Genomic DNA, 17615 nt, shown 5'->3' on the forward strand with positions numbered 1-17615 from the left:
GGCGTTGCCTGTTCTTTTGTTGTCATCCCCGAAGGGGATCTGCGGTTGTAGTTACTGTTCTTGTTGTCATCCCCGAAGGGGATCTGCTTTTGTAGTTAGTGTTGCTCCTGCAGTCGTCCATTCAAAATGGAAACAAATCACCCCAACCGAAGCGACGGACAGCCTCACCGTCCGTCGCTTCGTACCCAGCGATAAAATCGCTCATGCCGTCCGCCCCCGACACCATAGAAAAAATATTCGCCGTCACCCCCAACATCCGTTACGTCGCTCTCTACCAACAAGGTAACCTGACATCCCGTCAACGTTCCGCTCTCTCCAGCGCCTCCGCCTCAGAATCCGACCGCTTCGAAGAGCTATTCATCAACCCAGCTCTCCTAACCCTCGCGCGCCAACGCGGCAACCTCGACTGCGGCGGCGCAAAGTTTGTTTTAGTCGGCTACGGAAACTTCTACCAGCTAGTCCTCGATCTGCCCGACGGCCACGCCTCCGTCTGCTTCGAACTAGCCTCAAACCCATTGAGCTACGCCGACACCATCCGCACAATCTGCGGCAACGCGTAACTGCCGACGAACGCTACGACACTAAGAGCACTCGTTCAGAACGTGGCCACTCTCCACTACCTACTGCCCAACCCAGCCCGCAAACTAATCAGATTCTGCGGCTGCACCCGAATCACTCCGCCCCGCGGACTATCAATATCCGCAATCAAAAAGAACGCCACCGCCACCACCACCGGCAGCACCATAAATAACCTCGGCTCCAACTGTCGAGCCCCATACCCCAGCAGCCCATTGGAAAAAATCGCAATCACAAACATCAGGCACCACGCCCCCGCCGGAATCTGGTTCCACCAAGCGGCCTGCGTGTACCCCTGCGAGTTCAGCACATCATTCATTCCACCCACCGCCAGCGCGATCACCGGCGAAGGTTGTGCATTCGCAGGCTTCGAAGCCGCAGCCCAAAGCTCATTCTGCATTCGCGCCGTCTCCGCATTTATCTGACGAAGATCCTCAGCGTCTTGCGTCTTATAAAACCGGATCCGCAGATCCGTATATTGCTTCAGCAGCGAACGCACCTGCGCTCCCTCCGCCGCCGGAAGTAGGTCCGCTCGCACGTATTCAGTCCCAATCGCATTCGCCTCAGACTCTTCGTACGACTTGCGCAGGTCATACCGCGCCGTCGCCATCGAAAAGCTGAAACCAATAATCAACCCCAGCAGCGTCAGCGTAGCCGCAAGAATCACCCCGAAGTCCGTCCGAACCGCTTCGGTAAAATCACGCCGACGCTGCCCCCGCAGCGCGCCCGCCCATGCCGCCAGCCACAACAGAAAAAATGCTACGACAAACACCACCACTGGACGGTTCAAAAATTCCCTCACGCGCTACTCCACAAATCATCAGAATCTAAACCCGCTTCTTCATCGCTGACCCAAAAAATCCAAACAGCAGATGCAGCACCGCCAGCGCCAACGCCCCAAGAAACGCCGCCTTGAACGTAGTCACCGCAAACCCCGGAACAAACTTGCTCGAGAACCACAAAATCACCGCATTCACGACAAGGAAGAAAATCCCAAACGTTAGAATCCCCAACGGCAGCGTAATAATCTTCAAAAACAAACCCAGCGTTGCGTTGAACAACCCAATCACCACCACAGCAATCAGCGCCGAGACAAAGTTGCTCACATCAAAACCCTGCACAAAATGTGCAACCACCAACAGAGCCACCGCGTTCAGAATCCAGTGAAGAAGCAAGCGAAGCATTCTCTATCCTCGTTCGGCAGAATTTGGTTATCCGGAGTACTGACCAGCATATCCGACCCCACACGTCACCGCCACAAATTCCTACCCACCGCCGTTTGAATGCAGTCACTTCGCCCCGTGATGGTCGTAGCTGATCACGCGAGAAACCTTCCACGCGCCATCCTTGTACTGCCACAGGGTAATAAACTTCGCCTCGCCAACATCCCCATGGTCCTGCGTCCCCGGATGATAAAACCGGTGCACACCAATCTCCACCGCGCCATAATCTTTCAGCGGGTACACCTCCAGCGACCCCTCCACCAGTTTCCGCGTCACCTTCCCGCAGATATTATTTTTGATCGCATCCAGAAACAGCTGCTTGCCCACCGCCAACCCAGTCTTGTCGTGATAAAACTCCAGATCGTCCACCACCAGCGTCCCCAGCTTGTCGATATCGCAGCTGTTATACGCATCGAACAACTCCTTATCGAGCGTCGTAATCGCCTTCGTCAACTCCTCCTGACTCTTGATATCCCCCAGCGCCGGAACCGCCTGCGCCCCACACGCCCCGCTCAACGCAACCATCATCAACAAGACAGAAAACTTCCTCATCGCCGCTTCTCCTCGAATGAATTCGGAACACTCATCGCAGTACGCAACACGCAAACGGAATGTTCGTCTCAGTCAGAAGAAAACACACGCCCGACCCTAGTGCGCCCCCGACGTCACCCCAATCGTCTTCATCCACACATCCACCAGATCCGGCCACCCCGTCACCGGCAGCTTCGTCCGTCGCAGCCCATACCCGTGCCCACCTTCGGCGTAGATATGCAACTCCGTCGGCACACCCGCACGCTTCAAAGCCAGAAAATATTCCACGGCATTCTCCACACGCGCTGTATAGTCGTCCTCCGCCTGCACTAGAAACGTCGGCGGTGTCTCCTTCGTCACAGGAATATCCGGATTGAACTCCATCCCCTTCTCCGCAATCGCCAGATACCCCGGATACGCCACCACCGCAAAGTCCGGCCTGCAACTCACCTCATCCGCCGCATCCACCCGTGGATAAAGCCGCTTCGCATAGTGCGTACTCACCGCCGCAGCCAAATGCGCACCCGCCGAAAACCCCAGCACACCCACCTTCTTCGGATCGATCTTCCACTCCGCAGCTCGAGCCCGCACCATCCCCACCGCTCTCTGCGCATCCTGCAACGCCTCATCCGACTTCGGATAAGGCCCAGTCCCCGGCACGCGATACTTCAACAGAAAACAAGCCACTCCCCGCGACGTCAGCCAATCGCAAACCTCGGTCCCCTCAAGATCCATCGCCAGAATGCTGTACCCGCCGCCAGGAAACACCACCACCGCCGCGCCATCTCCCACCCCCTTCGCCTCATACACCGTAATCGTCGGCACCGACACATTCCCCAGCCGCACCACCGGCTGCCCAGCAATTTTTTCGCCCTCCGCCGTCGTAGTATCTGCCTCCGGCCCTGTCGTCGTAGTCATCCCCGGAGCACCCTTCGGCCAAAGTGTCACCACCGCATGCTCTGCTCCCGCCGGCCACCTCGAACTCTGCGCCCAAATCGCACCACAACCCGCCACCATCACAAACGCCGCCGCAACTCGCCACATCCGCAAAGCCTCCAAACCACCCAGCCATCATACTTTCAACCAATCATTCTTTCGGCTTCGACAACCCAGAGTTGTCAATCCTGAACCATTCCCAAACAATGACCACCCATCGTTATTCTCGGCCATCACAACATAGGGAAAGCGTCTGTAGATGGCTGCAATCACCTCTTCAGTCTGCTCTCTACTTAGCCCCGCCACAATGCAGGTGGAACTCCATCTCCCGGTTCTTGCATAACAGCCCACCCGGCTCATCCTCACCCTGACGAAACTCCAAGCCGCTTATATCTATCCATCGAAACTGAACTGATTCGTCAATCCATCCACCGCGATTGCCGGTAGCCATGATGCCAGCGTCAGTGACCCGCAACTCTCCATCCTTGCTCCGAAACAGCATCCAAACGGATGAACCAAAAAAGAACAAACCGAAGAACAATAGGACCCAGTGCTTATCTCGCCAGACAAAATACGTCCACCCGCACGCAAATAGCGGCAGTAGCAGATTGACTGCACTTTTTGCCCCTGCGGCCTTAATCAGCAGCACATCGCCCTGTTCGACAAGTTCAATCCGCTTTGCTGGCCCAAGCCAATTCATGCGAAGAGTTTAGCCCACACGCGCCCACCACACTTCTTCTCCCGAAGGCTCAAAGTTCCCTAAACATTTAGACTAGAAGCCGTCCATCATGAATATTCTCACCGCTTGGCTGCGCACTTACGTCCCCAACATCCCGGTCGATGATCACAAGCTCGCCGAAGATCTCACCCTTCGCGGCATCGCTGTAGAAGGCATCCACGCGCTCGGCCCGAACAACGGCCACCTCTACGAGATGGACATCACCACCAATCGCGTCGACGCCATGAACCACTACGGCATTGCCCGCGAGGCCGCCACCATCTACAACCTGCCCCTCGCGCCCCTCAACATCAAACTCCCCATCGGCTCGCTCGTCGACGAGCCCTTCTCCGTCCGAATCGCCCCCGAAGCCAAAGGCCTCTGCGGCCGCTTCACCGCGCAAGTAGTCCGCAACGTAACCATCGCTGCCAGCACAGGCAAAGTCGCCGAGTACTTCACGCTCCTCGGCCAGAAACAAATCTCGAACGCCGTCGACGCCAGCAACTTCGTTCTCCTCGGCATGGGCCATCCCACCCACGCCTTCGACCTCGACAAGATAGAAGGCGGCATCGTCGTTCGCCTCGCCCACAAAGGAGAAAAACTAAAACTCCTCGACGGCACCGACCGCACCCTCGAAACTGATGACCTTGTAGTAGCCGACGAAGAGAAAGCCCTCGGTCTCGCCGGAGTCATGGGCGGCTGGGACTCCATGATCACCCCCGAAACAAAAAACATCCTCATCGAAGCAGCATGGTTCGATCAGGCAAGCGTCCGCCGCTCCTCCCGCCGCCACGGCCTCCACACCGACGCCTCCCACCGCTTTGAGCGCGGCGCCGACTTCAACGCCGCCCCCGTCGCGAACGCCCTCGTCGCCCAACTCATCCTCGAGAACGGTGGCAAACCCGAAGGCGAACTCATCGACCTCATCGATCCCGAAGTCGAAGCTCGCACCGCCTCGCGTCCTCCCATCGAACTCTCCGTCGCCCAGGTCAAACGCCACCTCGGCACCACCCTCGACCCCGCCGGCATCACCTCCGAGATCGTCGCCCAGTACCTCACCTCCCTCGGCTGCGATCTCCTCCTACACGGCCTGCGTCAGGATCAAGCCGTCTACTCCACCAAACTCCCCTCCTGGCGTCTCGATCTCGAGCGCGAGATTGACCTCATCGAAGAAGTCGCCCGCGTCTACGGCTACAACCGCTTTGCCAACACCCTCCCCGCACCTGGCATCGTCATCACGCAACCCACCGAGGCCAAAGAAGCCGCCGTCCGCACCCGCCTCCTCGCCCTCGGCTTCAGCGAATCCGTCTCCAGCACCTTCGCCGCCCAGCCCGACGCCGACCTCTTCTATCCACAAAGCAACGAGACCAAGACTCAGGGGAAGGGAACCGTCCCCATGGAGAACCCCCTCTCCGAAGAGGCCTCTCTCCTGCGCCCCTCGCTCATCCCTGGCATGGTCGCCATGCTCGCGCATAACCTCAACCGCGACGTCCGCGAAGTCCGCCTCTTCGAGCAGGGCCAGATCTTCACCGGCACCATCCCCGCCGACGGCACCTTCATCTCCGACGTCCACGAGACCCCGCAGCTCTCCCTCGGCCTCACCGCCGCCGCGGCAAAATACTCCAACCTCTACTCCGCCGAAGACGCCCCATTCTTCGAACTCAAGGGCGCCATCGAGTCCCTGCTTTCTCTCTTCACCCTGCCCGGCGGTCCCAACGCACTCACGTTCACCCCCGAAGCTCCCGCCTGGCTACAACCCGGCCGCAGCGCGACAGCGCTCTTGAACAACCAACCCATCGCCTACTTCGGTGAGGTCGCCCACACGCAACGCGAAGCCCGCAAACTCCGCCAGCCCATCTATCTCGCTCAACTCGACCTCGCCACTCTCTACGACCTGCCACTCAGAAAAATCACCGCCCACGATCTCTCCCGTTACCAGGCCGTCGAGCGCGACTTCTCCTTTGTCTTCCCCGACGCCACTCAGTGGCAAGCGGTCTCCTCCGCCATCCACGCCCTAGCGATCCCCGAACTCCAAAGCCTCAAGCCCGTAGAGGTCTGGCGCGACCAGAAAAAGTTCCCCGGCGTCTACTCGCTCCTCCTCCGCACCGTCTTCCAATCCAACGACCGCACCCTCCGCGACGAAGAGCTCACAGACTGGTGGTCCCGCATCATCGCCGCCCTCACCGCACTCGGAGGCACTATCCGCGACGGCGCGGCATCTCCTTCGTCGTAGTCATTCTCGATGTCTCCCCAACTGTCGTCATCCTGAGCGCAGCGAAGGATCCCTGTATTTGCCGTTGTCTGTTCACTTTCCAGACACCTCAAATAAATCTCAAAAACCTGTCACATTTTTTTGCGGTCGAAAACATGGCCGCCAAAACACCACATCCACCACGCAAATCACCACAGCTGCACCACAAATTCACCACATCAAAACCACACAAAATGGCGAAACCCCTTCAAATAACGGCCACTCCACCACCAAACAAAAATTAATCCGCGAAAAACACGCACCCACATAGATTCCACCCCACTTTTCCCCAGCAAAAATCCACGTCTTCCGCGTCTATACTGAAATCAATATGAGCTCCTCCACCATCTCCCCAAGCATCAGTGCCGACGAGTTCCAGGCCCTCGAACAAAAAGTCCTCCGTGCCGTCGAAGTCGTAAAGCGCGAGCGCGAAGCCCGCGCCACCGCCGAAGCCGAAGTAGCCAACCTCCGCGCCCAGCTAGCCGAACAGCAAACCCTCTCCACCATGGTCGAATCCGAACTTACCACCCTCACCAAAGAGCGTGAATCCGTCCGCCAGCGCGTCGAAAAGATGCTCCAGCAGATGGACGAACTCCTCTAACTTCACTCAAGGAGACCCGATGGCCCAGACTGCAGACCAGACCCTCGAAGCCCCGCAAGCAACCACTCCGGCGGCCGCCGAGCCCACGCAGAACCAGTCCATCGCGGTCGAAATCTACGACCAGATCTATCACCTCCGCGGCACCGATCCCGCCTACATCGAGCGCCTCGCCTCCATCGTCGACGCCAAGATGCGCGCCGTCTCCGCCCACGGAAACACCGTTGACAGCCTCCGCGTAGCTGTCCTCGCCGCGCTCAACATCGCCGACGAGCTCTGCTGTGCCCGCGATCGCAGCGACAACCTTGCCGGCACCCTTCAAAATTCGCAGCAATCCGTCCGCTCCCGCGCCGGCGATCTATCCCACCTCCTCGACGAACTCCTCGAAGACCGCAAAGTCGGCTAGTCCACACCGCCGCAACTAAAAGCTGACCTAACGAAGCGCTCCAACCCCGGGGTTGCGAATCTCATCGCATCCCGATAGCATCGAACTCAAGAACACCGGCCTGCAAAGCAGGTACGCGAACAACGCTGGTTGAACCAACATTCATTGAACAGGGGCCTGGCTCGTAGACATGGTTCGGTGTGCAGTCCTCCAGTCAGGAACGCCTAAAGAGCCACGGCAGGGTCCCGCCGTCTTAGGACGGGTTCACCAGCGCTTCGACGTACGGCCCAGTGGGTCGGTCTTCTTTTTTCTCTAGGCAGAACTCCTTCACGACGATGACGTCGAGCAAAGCGAACAGGCAACTCTAAGAGTTCATCATCCTGAACGCCCGAAGGGCCCTGTATCAAAGCCCCAACGTGTACCCCTACCTCATCCACTCCGGCCATCTCCTTCTTCCCACCTTCGGCGTCCTCGCCGCCCTTGGCCTCATGGCCGCCCTCACCCTCAGCCTGCGCACCGCCGCCATCGTCGGTCTCAACCCAGACAAGCTCTGGAACGCCGGCCTCTTCACTCTCCTCTCAGCCTTCGTCCTCTCCCGCCTCCTGATCATCGCCGCCAACCTCCACAACTTCCTCACATACCCCATCCTTCTTCTCACGCTGCCATCCCTCACCACCACGGGAATCTTTCTCACCATCCTCGCCACGCTGATCTACCTTCGCATCCGCCATCTCCCCATCCTCGAAACCCTCAACGCCTGGAGCCCCTGCGCCACTCTCATCTGGGCCTTCCTCGCACTCGGCCACTTCGCCGAAGGCAGCGACGCCGGTCTCCCCACCACCCTCCCCTGGGGCCTCAGTATCCCACCCGACCACACCCGTCTTCACCCCGTGGCGCTCTACGCCGCCATCGCCGCCGCGCTCCTCACCCTCATCCTCTTACGCGAACTCAAGCACAGCAGCCAACCCAACAACACCATAGCAACCACCCTCGCCGCCGCAGGCACCATTCAGTTCCTTCTCACCTTCTTCCGCCAGCCCTACCCTTACACCACCAGCACTCTCTACACCGCGCTCGACCCCATCCAGTGGATCGCACTCGGTATGATCGTAGTAGCGGCCGTCATCGTACTGCTGCCAGGAAAGCTGGTCACCCATGCCGTCTAAGAACATGCTCCCCAAGGGCCAGCGTCGCCGCACCGTAAAACACGAGTACCGCGCCACTCGCGGCGTAGAAGAGGTCACCCCGCCACCGATCCCCGTCCTCGAATTCGACGAAGTCGAAGAAGACTCCGACGCGGTCCGCACCTTCACCGCCGACCCAGCCGCCGCCAACCTCCGCCTCGATCTCTACCTCGCCCAGGCCCTGCCCGACATCAGCCGCGCCCGCGTCCAGCTCCTCATCGAAGCCGGCCAGGTGCGCGTCGACGGCAACCCCGCCAAGCCTAAACAAAAACTCCACGGCGGCGAATCCATCGAGATCGAAGGCTCGCCCCAGCCCGCACCACTCCACGCCGTCCCAGAGGACATCCCACTCGACATCCTCCACGAAGACAAGTACCTTGCCGTAATCAACAAACCCGCGGGCATGATGGTCCACGCCGGAGCCGGCACCACCGACGACGCCCGCAATCGTGGCACCCTCGTCAACGCGCTCCTCTTCCACTTCGCCAAACTCTCCGACGTCGGCGGCGACCTCCGCCCCGGCATCGTCCACCGCCTCGACAAGCTCACCAGCGGCCTCATCCTCGTCGCCAAAGACGACAGCACCCACCGCAAACTCGGCGACATGTTCTCCCGCCGCCAGGTCACTAAGACCTACGTAGCTCTCCTCCTTGGCCACGTCAAAAAAGACGACACCACCGTCAACCTCCCCATCGCCCGCGATATCATCCGCCGCACCCGCATGACCACGCGCCGCGCCGATGGCCGCACCGCCGTCTCTCACTTCCACGTTCTCGAACGTCTAACCACTGCCTACGGCCCCTTCACCATAGTCGAAGTTCGAATCGAGACCGGCCGCACGCACCAGATCCGCGTCCATGCCCAATCCCTCGGCCATCCCGTCGTCGGCGACACCCTTTACGGTGCTCCCCACGCAATCTCCGGCCTCGACCCCACTCTCAACCTTGAGCGAAACTTTCTCCACGCCGCGCACCTCTCCTTCACCCATCCGCAGACCAACAAACCCCTGGATCTCGCGGCTCCGCTCCCTGTCGAACTTGAGTCGTTTTTGCAAGCAATTCGCGCGAATTCGTCCACAATTGAGTAGAATCATCCGAGTGACCGCACCCAACCGAATGAATCAAGTCTCAAGCGCCAGACTCCCCGCGTCCCTACTATCCGCTCTACTCCTTCTGCCCTTCGCCGCGGCGCCTCTTCAGGCGCAGACCGCCCCAACCCAAAGGCCCGGCTGGATGCACCGCCTCTTCGCACCTTCCAGCGATCCCGCCACGCCATCCTCCTCCGAAGTCGCCCAGAACACGTCAGGCCCTGCATCCGCCCCGGCAAGCCCTGCACCTCCAACCAGCGCCTCTCCAGCCCCCCAGCGGCCGGCTGCACCGACCGCTCAAACCCCTGCTCAAGCTCCCACTCAGACCGGCCAAACTGCCTCTCCGAATGCCCCGCAGATCGACGAGCCCGTCACCACCCTCCAGGTCCAGGTCAATGAAGTCAATCTCATCTTCACCGTCATCGACAAACACGGTAAATTCATCACCGGCCTCAAGCGCGAAAACTTCGGCCTCCTCGACGACGGCCGTCCCCCTCTCGCCGTCCTCCGCTTCACTCAGCAGACCAATCTCCCCCTGCGTGTCGGCATCATGCTCGACACCTCCAGTTCCATCCGCCAGCGCTTCCAGTTCGAGCAGGACTCCGCCATCGAGTTCCTCCTCCAGATCCTTCACCTCAACGACCGTGCCTTCGTCGAGGGATTCGACATCGAAACCGACGTAGCCCAGGACTTCACTAACAACGTCGACCTCCTCAACCAGGGCATCCGCAAACTCCGTCCCGGCGGCGGAACCGCTCTATTCGACGCACTCTACAAAACCTGCAAAGACCAGATGCTTCCCCTCCAGGAGACCGGAGCCGTCCGCCGCGCCCTCATCCTCGTCTCCGACGGCGACGACAACTACTCCCGCGTCCAGGAGTCCGACGCCATCAAGATGTGTCAGCGCGCCGACACCATCGTCTACACCATCAGCACCAACATCAGCCCCAGCAAAGACAAGGGTGATGACGTCCTCAAAGCCATCTCCGACGCCACCGGCGGCCAGGCCTTCTACCCCGTCAAGCTTGAAGATGTAGCCGTCGGCTTCCGCAACATCGAAGAGGAGCTTCGCAGCCAGTACCATCTCGTCTACCGCCCCACAGACCTCAAGATGGACGGCTCCTTCCGAACCATCTACCTCCAGGCCAACGATCCACGCTATAAAGTCCGCGCCCAAAAAGGCTACTTCTCCCCCCGCCCACCACAGTAGAGTAGCCGACCAACGGGAGGCAGGGTACACAAGTCACGAAGTGACCGCTCCACGCGTAGTGGGCCCGTCCGGCAGGACATCACTCGCACAAAGCGAAACTTGCCACCCCGAGCGCCAAAGGCAAATAATGCATCCAGGGGAGAACTCCCCACAAAAATCCGGGTCCAATCAATCAGGGAGACATCCATGAAACTGCGTCCCGTCCTCTTCGCCCTTGTCCTATCCACAGCTGCCGCCATCGCACAGCCCCCCGCCGGTCCACCGCCCCCGCCTCCTCCCCTCGACATTCAGGGCGCGCTCATGAACCTTGCCGACCAGCCCGCGACTCACACCTCATTCAGCTTCGATCGCAGCATGATCCAGATCGCCCAAAACCTTCTAGAGTCGAACGGTATGGATGCCAATCGTGCTCCCGCCGCGCTCACTGGTATCTCTGTCGACAACTACCGCTATCCCCGTCCAGCGTTCTACACCCCTGAGAACATGGACGCCATCATCGCCTCCTACAACGCCGCCGGCTGGAAGCATCTCGTCAACGCCAACCAGAACTCCGCCAATACAGCTCAACCCCGCAACACCGTCACGGATCTCTGGCTACACTTCGCCGGCGCCGACATCACCGGCGTGACCGTCCTCACCCGCTCCCCACGTGACATGAGCGTCATCCAGATCGCCTGCGAACTCCGTCCCCTCGACCTCGTCCATCTCAGCGGCCACTTCGGCATCCCCAAGGTCGATCCCAGCGCAGTCATGGTCCCGGCCCCCCCAGGGCGCTAGTCCTGCCGGACGGGCCCACTACGCGTGGCGCGGTCACTTCGTGACATGTATACCAGGCTTCGCCTGGGCCTCCCGATGGTCGGCAAGATATCTCCTCGCGACCAACGGGAGCGCCAACCGAAGGGGTATACAAGTCACGAAGTGACCGCCGCCCGCGAAGGGCGCACTTAACCGCAGTAGGTTATCTTGAACTAGCCGACTGCTATGCCCATCCGCCCCCATCTGGCCACTCTGCTCGACGACTTCCGCAGCTTCGGCCACCAAAAAGCAGTTGTCCAGCACACCGGAAACCGGCGCCGGGTCACCACCTACAAAGAACTAGCCACCCAAGCTGGCCGCTTCGCCGCGCTCCTCACCACGCGCAACCTTCAGTCCGGCGACCGCCTCATCCTCTGGGCGCAAAACAGCGCCGAGTGGGTCGCCGCCTTCCACGCCTGCATCCTCCGCGGAGTCATCGCTGTCCCGCTCGACGCCTACGGCACTCCCGAGTTCGCCACTCGGATCGCATCCGATGTACGCCCCTCGTTAATAGTCGGCGACGCCACCCTCCTCCAAACCCTCCCGGCCGACTGGCCAAAACTAGCCTTCGAAGACTGGCCCGCTACCCTACCCACCGATCAAGCCGGCCCCATCCCCACCCTCTCCCACGACACGCCCCTCCAAATCCTCTTCACCTCCGGCACCACCGGCGACCCCAAAGGCATCGTCCACACCCACGGCAACATCCTCTCCAGCTTCGAGCCCATCCGCCTCGCCGCCCAGCCCTACATGCGTTACGAGCGCATCGTCCACCCCCTGCGCTTCCTCCACACCCTCCCCCTCAGCCACGTCTTCGGCCAGATGATGGGCCTCTGGGTTCCCTCCATCTTCGCCGCCGAGGTCCATTTCGAAACCCGCCTCACCGCCCCGCGCCTCATCGAAACCATCCGCCGCGAACGCATCCCCGTCCTCGCCGGAGTACCCCGCGTCCTCGCCCTCCTCAAAACCCATCTCGAAGCCGAACACCCAAACCTCCCCGCACGTCTCGCTGCGGCCCAAGGCATCTCCGCACAAAAACGCTGGTGGCGCTTCCGCGACATCCACTCCGCCTTCGGCTTCAAGTTCTGGGCCTTCGTCACCGGCGGCGGCGCCCTCCCTGGCCCAATCGAGCAGTTCTGGAACGCCCTAGGCTTCGTCCTCGTGCAGGGCTACGGCATGACCGAAACCTCTGCCCTCATCACCCTCAACCACCCCTTCAAAGTAGCCCGCGGAACCATGGGCAAACCCCTCCCCGGTCGCGAGGTCAAACTCCAGCCCGACGGAGAAGTCCTCGTCCGCGGCCCCATGATCTCCCCCGCCACCTGGTCCGGCGGCGCCCTCCAGCAACGCACCGACGAGTGGCTGGCCACCGGCGACCTCGCCGAAGCCCAGCCCACCGGAGAACTCCGTTTCCTCGGCCGCAAAAGCGAGACCATTGTCACCGCCACCGGCGTCAACCTCCACCCCGAAGACTTAGAGGCCGCCTTCGAGCCCGAGTCAGAAGTCGCAGCCTGCGCCGTCGTGCCCATCGAAACCCCAACAGGCCCCGAACCCTGCGCAGTCCTGGCCCTCCGCGGCACACCTGACCGCGCTCCCGCTATCCTGCAAAGCGCAAACACCCGCCTTGCCGAGTTCCAACGCATCCGCCGCCTGGCCGTCTGGCCCGAACCCGATCTCCCTCGAACCTCCACCGGCAAAATCAAACGCGCAGCCGTCACCACCTGGCTGGCGAGCAGGGAAGCGAACGATGGAAGATCCTCCGCCAGCGCAGGCACCGATTGGCTCCTCACTCTCATCGCCCGCATCACCGGCGAGGGCCTCCCCACCACGCAAGCTCAAAACCAAGACCTACGCCTCGCCGAAGACCTACGCCTCGACAGCCTCGGCCGCGTACAGCTTATGGCCGCGCTCGAAGAACGCCTCGGCGCCACCCTCAACCCCACCGAGTTCGACAACGTCGAAACCCTCAACCAACTCCGTCACCTGATCACACACCCTGACTACTCAGAAGACATCACCCTTCCATCAGCAACCACGCCAAACCCGAACACCTCTAACGCGCAGACCCCCGAACACCACCACCAACTCAGATCAGAACTCCCACCGCCCTCAACCCACATTTACCCCCACTGGCCGTGGTCACGCCCCATTAGCTTCCTCCGCGCCGCCTTTGTAGAGTGCATCGCGCTTCCTCTGGTATGGCTGTTCGCAACACCACTCGTCGAATCACCCCAGCCCGAAGCAGCAGCGAAGCCTCTCGCCGCAACCGGCCCCATGTTAATCATCGCGAACCACGTCACCACCTACGACCTGCCACTCCTCCTCTACGCTCTACCTCGAGCCCTCCGCTCCCACACCGCGGCAGCCATGTCTGGCGAGATGCTCGAAGACCTGCGCCGTGGCCAAAACCGGCAACCACGCTGGCTCAACCCACTCGGCCCGCCGGCATGGCTGCTCATCACCGCACTCTTCAACGTCTTCCCCCTCCCACGCCGCCGAGACTTCCAACGCAGCTTCGCCCACGCAGGCGAGGCACTCGACCGAGGCCTGAACGTCTTCATCTTCCCCGAAGGCACCCGCTCACCCGACGGCACTCTCGCCCCCTTCCGTCCCGGCATCGGCCTGCTCGTCAAGCAATCCTCTGTCCCGGTCCTCCCCATCGCGCTCCGCGGCCTCGGCGAACTCAAAACCCGCAAACGCCGCTGGTTCCGCTCCGGCACCCTTCAAATCCGCGTAGGCCAACCCATCTACTTCCCCCCCGACGCAACCGAAGCCGCCATCACCGCCCGCCTCCACGCCGAAGTAGAAAAACTCCTCGCCACAAATCAACCAGAAATCACATGACTGCAACGTTTCGATGAACTGAGGAGTCCTGGTTCGCCGCTCACGTTGTGCTCCACACCTAATCCGCGGGAACAGTGCGAGGCGGTTTCGGTAAGCGGACTCGAATCTCGGTCCCGACACCGACCTGGCTCTTCACAATCAGGCTTCCGCCGTGACGCTCCACAATCTCGTGGGAGATGTAGAGGCCAAGACCGTTTCCGAGGTCTCCTTTCGTGCTGTAAAAAGGCTCGAAGAGATGTCGCAACGCTTCATCGTTCATGCCGTGCCCGTTATCCCGGACTTTGATCTCCGTCATGCCCTCATCTTCCCTGGCACTGAGCCCGATTTGCCCACCCTCAGCAACAGCTTGAATCGCATTCGATATCAAATTCGCCATCGCTTGGGATATTTGCCCGAGCGCGCCGTAAACAAATACCTCTTCGCCGCCTTCCATCAGAATATTCACTCCGCGGTTTCTTATTTTGCCGGCGAAAAGTTGCAGCGTGTCTTTGAAAAGATACCCTGCGGTTCGAGACTGTGGTTTTTGGACGCTCTCCTTGGACCATCGAAGTGTCTGCTTCGTAATTCCTGAAATTCTCTGCAACTCACTTTCTGCCGACTCAATGTATCCGCGAGCGGTCTCGTCTTCCTTGACTCGATCGTTTAGCAGATACAAAAGGTTAATGATGGCCTCCAGCGGATTGTTGATCTCATGTGCGACCACGCTGGTCATTCTTCCCGTAAGGGCAAGTTTTTCTGTCATGCGCAGTGCAGCTTCCCGTTGCCGCCGGTCGGTCAGATCGATGCAGGTGCCTGCCCAGCCCGCTCGCGTGCCATCGGAGCGAAGGTACGGGATCGCGCGAACCAGGTTCCATCGATCTGCATCGTCAGATGGTGGATGGAATCGCACTTCCAGCTCAAAGGGAATCCCCTCCGTGACGGCGACCGTCCAAAGCTTGCCGGAGCGATGCTGGTCTTCTGCCGTCAGACGCTCCTGCTCATACCAGCGACCTTGGCTGCCAAAACCCTGTTCAATCCATTTTTGATTCACATAGGTCAGTCGCCCATCATCATCTGCCGTCCAGACTGGATGAGGCAGAGCATTGGTCAATTGCAAAAATCGTGCCTCGCCAAGTTGCACAGCTTCTTCCGCCCGTTTCAGACTGATCGTCATGATCGCCCCGCGAAACTCGGTGGCCGATTCAACCTCAACTTGAGTCCAGGGCTTGCTTCTGCCACGGACAAGCTCGCTCCAGATTTCGAATGATTTTCTGGGATTGAGCTTTTGATTCTTATCCTGAATCTTTCCAGGTTCCCCGGCCCACCGCACAGTTCGTACTACCTCCGGCCGAAACCACATGAGATAGCTTTGGCGGACATGAGATATTCGAATGGCCAGCAGACCGCTGGCAACCTCACTGAACTCCGATGCCCAATCGATCCGGCTGCCGAGATACCGGCTTTCGAATACTTCCAGCTCTGGTTTGCTGTCCATCCACTCTGCCAGCTTTTTTAGATCGTGGTGCGCTGGAGTAATCCCGAAAACCCTTATTTGCCCATCCACCACAAGTGCTGCACCCTCCGCATTGGCGATCTGGATCAGATCCGCCATCTGGTCCGCCATGGCTGCCAGGTAGTTACTCTCGCCTGCCATTTGGGCCAAAATTCGACGCTGTACCGCATGGAAGTGCACCATCTGATGCAAACGTGCTGAAGTGGAAAGGCTCGTCAATTGCGTAGCGACCAGCCTCGTCAACAGATCGCAGGCGCTGCGGATCAGGTAAGGCACCATATGCGGTTCCCGATGATGCCCGCTAATAAGCCCCCAAAGCTTTCCTTCGCAGATGATCGAGACCGACATCGAAGACATCGTGCCCATATTGCGCATGTACTCCAGGTGGACGGGAGACACACTGCGAAGGATCGAGATGGAAAGATCCAACGGCCCTATCGGCCGCGTACCGAGCCGATGCAGGGGAGAAGGAACATACGATGCATCCGGAATAATCCGCACAGTATTGAGGAGGTATAAATCGCGAGCCTGTTGCGGAATATCCGAAGATGGAAATCTGAGATCCAGATAGCTGGGAAGAGTTCCATCATTTTGCTCGCACAGGACAGTCCCATGGCCAGCCTCATCGAAACGATAGAGGAGAACGCGACTGAAGCCAGTCAGGTCCTTGATCTGTGCTGTGATCGCCTGGCAAAGCTCTGTTTCGCTGCGAAGGTTACTGAGCTTGCTGACAAAGTTTGTGAAAACCTGATTGGTCATCTCAGGATTGACAAGCCGGTCCGTCACTTCAAATTCAAGGATTCGCTCGCCGTTGACACGATGGGCCACGACGCTGAAGAATCTTCCACGCATTTGAAACGAGCCCAGGTAGGTTAGGAGACCTGTGTCATTGCTGGAGCGAATCAGGGCGTTCAGAGCTCCCAGAATCTCGCGCTCGAGTACGGTTTGGAGCAGCGCGCCAAGGATCAGTGCTAGTGGAACTTCGAGGAACTCCTCGGTGTTTTTACTCGCACCTACGACACGTTCATCGAGATCATCCAGCAAGAGGAGAAAGCCATGACGCTGAATACTCCCCGGGATACGGATTGCCTCGTCTGCGCAGCTCTGACCACTCCGACCGATGCCGTCGGGAATCACTACGTCGCCTAAAAGGCTAGCTTCCATCCACTGCCGATTTCCTATGCATCCACGTTCCAAAAGTGCTAAACATTGCCTTCGCGGAAATCACCACGGCGCCTGTCTGTTCGTCCGTTATTCGTAGCTTCAACATGTCACAGAACTCCTTCCACAATGGCCCGGTTTGAACGCCGTGACCGCGAAAATAAGAGTTACCCCGGCCTTCGGTGAGATGAAGTGCCGCTTCGACGTGGCGAGCGATAAACTGTCCACCCAAAGTTGATCCTTCCATGACATACATGGTTCCGAAGAGGCTGGGAAGATCGTTCATCTCCGGCAGCGTAGGCCGCCGCTCATCTTTCTCACCTGCGCCGAACCATGCCAGGTCTCGCCGGAGGAGAGAGGATCTCTGCCGTACCAGCAGTATCGACTGGAGCCAATCGGGTGCGACTTCGGCAGCTCGCTCCTCCCACGCTGCGACTACTCCGTAAATACGTTGGAGACACTCAACATACTCGGCTGTGTTCAACCCTTCGTGCATCAGGGGAACGGCGCCCTCGACGTTATCGTGGTCGGCTTGAGTCTCCTGCCGCAATCTCTGCATGTCCAAGTCGCTACGCTCCTCGAACACAATTCAAAATGTGCAGGTGGACCAGTTATACGCTTATT

General features: G+C 59.6%; 17 protein-coding genes and 1 other RNA gene. 11 read left to right on the top strand and 7 right to left on the bottom strand.

The genetic code is table 11. The annotated features are described in order from the left end of the window. The first annotated feature begins 203 nt into the window (after positions 1 to 203). Positions 204 to 560: a hypothetical protein gene (locus HDF14_RS11650; protein WP_183976769.1), complete on the top strand. Its 357-nt coding sequence runs from the start codon at positions 204 to 206 to the stop codon at positions 558 to 560. Positions 561 to 616: 56 nt separating this feature from the next. On the opposite strand, the gene HDF14_RS11655 is transcribed toward HDF14_RS11650, so the two are convergent. The 5 genes from HDF14_RS11655 to HDF14_RS11675 all read right to left on the bottom strand — a co-directional run bounded on the left by HDF14_RS11655 (position 617) and on the right by HDF14_RS11675 (position 3966). After that, the gene (locus HDF14_RS11655) at positions 617 to 1378 is read right to left on the bottom strand and encodes a hypothetical protein (protein ID WP_183976771.1); all 762 of its coding nucleotides are present in this window, start codon (positions 1376 to 1378) and stop codon (positions 617 to 619) included. Positions 1379 to 1403: 25 nt separating this feature from the next. Next, positions 1404 to 1760: a phage holin family protein gene (locus HDF14_RS11660; RefSeq protein ID WP_183976774.1), complete on the bottom strand. Its 357-nt coding sequence runs from the start codon at positions 1758 to 1760 to the stop codon at positions 1404 to 1406. A gap of 105 nt (positions 1761 to 1865) precedes the next feature. Continuing rightward, positions 1866 to 2351, bottom strand: a complete 486-nt coding sequence (locus tag HDF14_RS11665; protein ID WP_183976776.1) for a nuclear transport factor 2 family protein — start codon at positions 2349 to 2351, stop codon at positions 1866 to 1868. A gap of 96 nt (positions 2352 to 2447) precedes the next feature. Beyond that, positions 2448 to 3374 carry an alpha/beta hydrolase gene (locus tag HDF14_RS11670; protein ID WP_260698209.1) on the bottom strand — a complete coding sequence of 309 codons (927 nt, stop codon included), beginning with the start codon at positions 3372 to 3374 and terminating at the stop codon, positions 2448 to 2450. 181 nt (positions 3375 to 3555) lie between these two features. After that, positions 3556 to 3966 carry a hypothetical protein gene (locus HDF14_RS11675; RefSeq protein WP_183976778.1) on the bottom strand — a complete coding sequence of 137 codons (411 nt, stop codon included), beginning with the start codon at positions 3964 to 3966 and terminating at the stop codon, positions 3556 to 3558. 88 nt (positions 3967 to 4054) lie between these two features. Between HDF14_RS11675 and pheT the strand changes: the two genes are divergently transcribed. From pheT to HDF14_RS11720, 10 genes are all read left to right on the top strand, one after another. Next, positions 4055 to 6217: a phenylalanine--tRNA ligase subunit beta gene (gene pheT / locus HDF14_RS11680; RefSeq protein WP_183976780.1), complete on the top strand. Its 2163-nt coding sequence runs from the start codon at positions 4055 to 4057 to the stop codon at positions 6215 to 6217. 58 nt (positions 6218 to 6275) lie between these two features. Beyond that, on the top strand, positions 6276 to 6506 hold the full coding sequence (locus HDF14_RS11685; RefSeq protein ID WP_183976783.1) for a hypothetical protein: 231 nt from the start codon (positions 6276 to 6278) through the stop codon (positions 6504 to 6506). A 60-nt stretch (positions 6507 to 6566) separates the two neighbouring features. After that, positions 6567 to 6836, top strand: coding sequence for a hypothetical protein (locus tag HDF14_RS11690; RefSeq protein ID WP_183976785.1), 270 nt, complete (start codon positions 6567 to 6569; stop codon positions 6834 to 6836). Positions 6837 to 6855: 19 nt separating this feature from the next. Beyond that, positions 6856 to 7239, top strand: a complete 384-nt coding sequence (locus HDF14_RS11695; RefSeq protein ID WP_183976787.1) for a cell division protein ZapA — start codon at positions 6856 to 6858, stop codon at positions 7237 to 7239. Between the two features lie 94 nt (positions 7240 to 7333). After that, positions 7334 to 7519: non-coding RNA, 6S RNA (gene ssrS / locus HDF14_RS27835), on the top strand. Positions 7520 to 7634: 115 nt separating this feature from the next. Then, positions 7635 to 8384, top strand: a complete 750-nt coding sequence (locus tag HDF14_RS11700; protein WP_183976789.1) for a prolipoprotein diacylglyceryl transferase family protein — start codon at positions 7635 to 7637, stop codon at positions 8382 to 8384. Then, positions 8374 to 9489, top strand: a complete 1116-nt coding sequence (locus HDF14_RS11705; protein WP_183976791.1) for an RluA family pseudouridine synthase — start codon at positions 8374 to 8376, stop codon at positions 9487 to 9489. The genes HDF14_RS11700 and HDF14_RS11705 overlap by 11 nt, the downstream gene beginning before the upstream one ends. A 10-nt stretch (positions 9490 to 9499) precedes the next feature. Beyond that, positions 9500 to 10699 (top strand): VWA domain-containing protein, encoded by a 1200-nt coding sequence (locus tag HDF14_RS11710; protein ID WP_313899549.1) that lies wholly within the window; start codon positions 9500 to 9502, stop codon positions 10697 to 10699. Positions 10700 to 10885: 186 nt separating this feature from the next. Continuing rightward, a complete protein-coding gene (locus tag HDF14_RS11715) occupies positions 10886 to 11476 on the top strand; it encodes a hypothetical protein (RefSeq protein ID WP_183976793.1) in 591 nt (196 codons plus the stop codon). Between the two features lie 204 nt (positions 11477 to 11680). After that, entirely contained in the window at positions 11681 to 14338 is a 2658-nt protein-coding gene (locus HDF14_RS11720) for an AMP-binding protein (RefSeq protein WP_221304659.1), read from the top strand. Between the two features lie 58 nt (positions 14339 to 14396). On the opposite strand, the gene HDF14_RS11725 is transcribed toward HDF14_RS11720, so the two are convergent. Together HDF14_RS11725 and HDF14_RS11730 are read right to left on the bottom strand one after the other, a co-directional pair. Further along, positions 14397 to 16994 carry an ATP-binding protein gene (locus tag HDF14_RS11725; protein WP_183976803.1) on the bottom strand — a complete coding sequence of 866 codons (2598 nt, stop codon included), beginning with the start codon at positions 16992 to 16994 and terminating at the stop codon, positions 14397 to 14399. Next, the gene (locus HDF14_RS11730; protein ID WP_183976805.1) at positions 16984 to 17550 is read right to left on the bottom strand and encodes a biliverdin-producing heme oxygenase; all 567 of its coding nucleotides are present in this window, start codon (positions 17548 to 17550) and stop codon (positions 16984 to 16986) included. The genes HDF14_RS11725 and HDF14_RS11730 overlap by 11 nt, the downstream gene beginning before the upstream one ends. Positions 17551 to 17615 lie beyond the last annotated feature (65 nt).

This window comes from Tunturiibacter gelidiferens (genome assembly GCF_014201335.1).
In the GTDB taxonomy this organism is placed as follows: Bacteria; Acidobacteriota; Terriglobia; order Terriglobales; family Acidobacteriaceae; genus Edaphobacter; species Edaphobacter lichenicola_E.

Coding starts and splice junctions, on each gene's coding strand:
- HDF14_RS11650 (WP_183976769.1), top strand. CDS start 204: ATGCCGTCCGCCCCCGACACCATAGAAAAAATATTCGCCGTCACCCCC.
- HDF14_RS11660 (WP_183976774.1), bottom strand. CDS start 1,760: ATGCTTCGCTTGCTTCTTCACTGGATTCTGAACGCGGTGGCTCTGTTG.
- HDF14_RS11665 (WP_183976776.1), bottom strand. CDS start 2,351: ATGAGGAAGTTTTCTGTCTTGTTGATGATGGTTGCGTTGAGCGGGGCG.
- HDF14_RS11670 (WP_260698209.1), bottom strand. CDS start 3,374: ATGTGGCGAGTTGCGGCGGCGTTTGTGATGGTGGCGGGTTGTGGTGCG.
- HDF14_RS11675 (WP_183976778.1), bottom strand. CDS start 3,966: ATGAATTGGCTTGGGCCAGCAAAGCGGATTGAACTTGTCGAACAGGGC.
- pheT (WP_183976780.1), top strand. CDS start 4,055: ATGAATATTCTCACCGCTTGGCTGCGCACTTACGTCCCCAACATCCCG.
- HDF14_RS11690 (WP_183976785.1), top strand. CDS start 6,567: ATGAGCTCCTCCACCATCTCCCCAAGCATCAGTGCCGACGAGTTCCAG.
- HDF14_RS11695 (WP_183976787.1), top strand. CDS start 6,856: ATGGCCCAGACTGCAGACCAGACCCTCGAAGCCCCGCAAGCAACCACT.
- HDF14_RS11705 (WP_183976791.1), top strand. CDS start 8,374: ATGCCGTCTAAGAACATGCTCCCCAAGGGCCAGCGTCGCCGCACCGTA.
- HDF14_RS11715 (WP_183976793.1), top strand. CDS start 10,886: ATGAAACTGCGTCCCGTCCTCTTCGCCCTTGTCCTATCCACAGCTGCC.
- HDF14_RS11720 (WP_221304659.1), top strand. CDS start 11,681: ATGCCCATCCGCCCCCATCTGGCCACTCTGCTCGACGACTTCCGCAGC.
- HDF14_RS11725 (WP_183976803.1), bottom strand. CDS start 16,994: ATGGAAGCTAGCCTTTTAGGCGACGTAGTGATTCCCGACGGCATCGGT.
- HDF14_RS11730 (WP_183976805.1), bottom strand. CDS start 17,550: ATGCAGAGATTGCGGCAGGAGACTCAAGCCGACCACGATAACGTCGAG.